The sequence below is a fragment of the Streptomyces calidiresistens genome (assembly GCF_014141525.1).
Taxonomy (GTDB): domain Bacteria; phylum Actinomycetota; class Actinomycetes; order Streptomycetales; family Streptomycetaceae; genus Streptomyces; species Streptomyces calidiresistens.
The window spans coordinates 1-2,113 of the sequence record NZ_VKHS01000879.1; the positions used below are offsets into that span (position 1 = coordinate 1).

Below are 2,113 nucleotides of genomic sequence, written 5' to 3' on the forward strand. Positions count from 1 at the left end.
GCCCTCCCTCGGTCTCGCCCCCGACCTCTCCCTCCTCCTCGCCCTCGGTGTCCCCACCGGCGCCTGCCTCCTGGGCCTGACCGGTTGGGCGACCCTGCGGCGTGCCCGGCGTCCGCGGAAGCGTTCGGGCAACCCGGCCGTCAAGGTCGCCGCCCTGGCCGCGCTGGCCTGCACCGCCTACAGCGCCGACACCAGCTGGCGCTTCGCCGCCAACCACCTCGACATGGCCGGCACCGCCGAACGCGCAGCGATGTTCGCAGCCGCCGAACTCGCCCTCTTCGCCACCGCGTTGATGGCCAGACAGAACCTGGTCACCCAGGGAGCACCGGGAGTGCCGGGCACCTTGATCTGGGTCATCACCGCCGTGCAGGTGATCCCCGCCTACGCCGAGAGCGGGCCGGTCGGCGGCACCGTCCGCGCCTTCGTCGGCCCCGTGATGGCGGCGATGCTCTGGCACCTGGCCATGGGCCTGGAGGTGCGGCTGCGCTCCCCCGAAGCCGGCTCCCGTGGCCTGATCGCCACCCTCGCGCGGGAGGCACGCGAACGTCTCCTCTCCCGCCTGGGCCTGGCCGCCCGGGACCGGGACGCCGCGCAGATCACCCGCGACCGTGCCACCGCCCGCGCCGTCGCCCTGGCCGCAGCCCTCGCCGAGATGACCCCCCAACAGCAGCGGAACCGACGCGGTCGACGCCTCACCCGCCGGCTGTCCAAGGCCCTGGGCAAAGCCTCGGTCGGGACCGACCCCGTCCGACGCGCCGAACTGCTCGACCAGCTCGCCGCCCGCCGCCACGCCCTGACCCTGGCGACGGTCCCCCTGCCCTCACCCTGGTCCCCCTACGACACACCCCGCATCGACACCAACACCGCCCCGGCCGGGAACCGGGGACCGCGTGGAGAGCAGGGACCGGGAACCGGGGAGTGGGCACCGGGGACCAACATCCGCTCCACCGGGGACCGGGGACCGCATGAAGAGAGGGGACCGGGGACCGGGAATCGGGGACCGGATAGCCGGGACCCTCTCGACAGGAGTGGGGACCAGGAGGCCGGAGCCGGGGACCGTGACGCGGGGACCGGCGCCCACCCTGCCGGGGACCGGGGACCGCACCGGGCGAAGGGACCGGTCCCCGGCACGAGGGCCCGGGGACCGGAGAACAGGGACGTTGTCGCGGGGACCGGGAGCCGGGAAGGAAAGCCGGGGACCGGGGACCGGGAGCACCTCCCGGGCCGGCAGGGGAACGACTCCGCAGGGGACCGTCGGCCAAGAGTCGGGGACCGGGTCCCGGGGACCAGCGCTCACTCTGCCGGGGACCGGGGACCGCATGAAGAGAGGGGACCGGGGACCGACGCCGGGGACCGGGGACCGAATAGCCGGGACCGTCACGGCGGAACCGGGGACCGCACCCCGGCCGGCGGGGACCGTGACTCGGGGACCGCGCACGTCGCGGCGGGGACCGCGACTCCCGCACCGGGCATCGGGGACCGTCCCCTCGGGACCGGGGACCGGGCATCGGATGTGCCTCGCCGTCGGGAGCTCTCCGCGAGGGCGAGGAAGTCGGGGGACCGGCGGGACCGGTCCCCCGGTCCGCCCTCCCGGCGTGCGCCGCGCGAGCCGGAGCAATCGGTGGAGCACCTGGTCGAGCAGGTCCGCCCCCATGTCCCCGCCCTGCTCGCACGGGACGGCAACCAGGCCGTCACCAGGGTCCAACTGCGGGAAATCCTGCGGCGCGAAGGTCTCAGGGGCGGCCGGAACGACCGGCTGAGTCTCGTCCTGCAACGCCTGCGTACCGAAGAAACCACCACGAAGACGAGGAGCACCGCCCGATGAGGACCTGCCCCCGATTCGCGAGCCTGCGCGAGGAGTACGAGCGGGAGATCGGCTACCTGAGCGCCCACGCCCGGCAACACGCCGGCAAGCCATCGGCGAAGTCCAGCTCGAAGCACGCCGCCTCGACCAGGGCCCGGATGGCCAGGGCTCTCAACGGCCACCTCGAACGATGCCCCGAGTGCGGCTGAACGCACCGCACCGCCCCGAAGCCCCACAGGACCCCACGGGTGGCCCGGCACGATGCCGGGCCACCGCCCCTTCCACGAAGGAAAACGCCATGGCCCACCC

Annotated in this window: 2 protein-coding genes; both read left to right on the forward strand. The window is 74.5% G+C overall.

All coding sequences use genetic code 11. From position 1 onward, the window contains the following. A partial coding sequence (locus tag FOE67_RS23715) for a collagen-like domain-containing protein (RefSeq protein ID WP_182666878.1) occupies nt 1-1,825 on the forward strand: 1,825 nt, incomplete at its 5' end. Continuing rightward, a complete protein-coding gene (locus FOE67_RS23720) occupies nt 1,822-2,013 on the forward strand; it encodes a hypothetical protein (protein ID WP_182666879.1) in 192 nt (63 codons plus the stop codon). The genes FOE67_RS23715 and FOE67_RS23720, both read left to right, overlap by 4 nt. Nucleotides 2,014-2,113 lie beyond the last annotated feature (100 nt).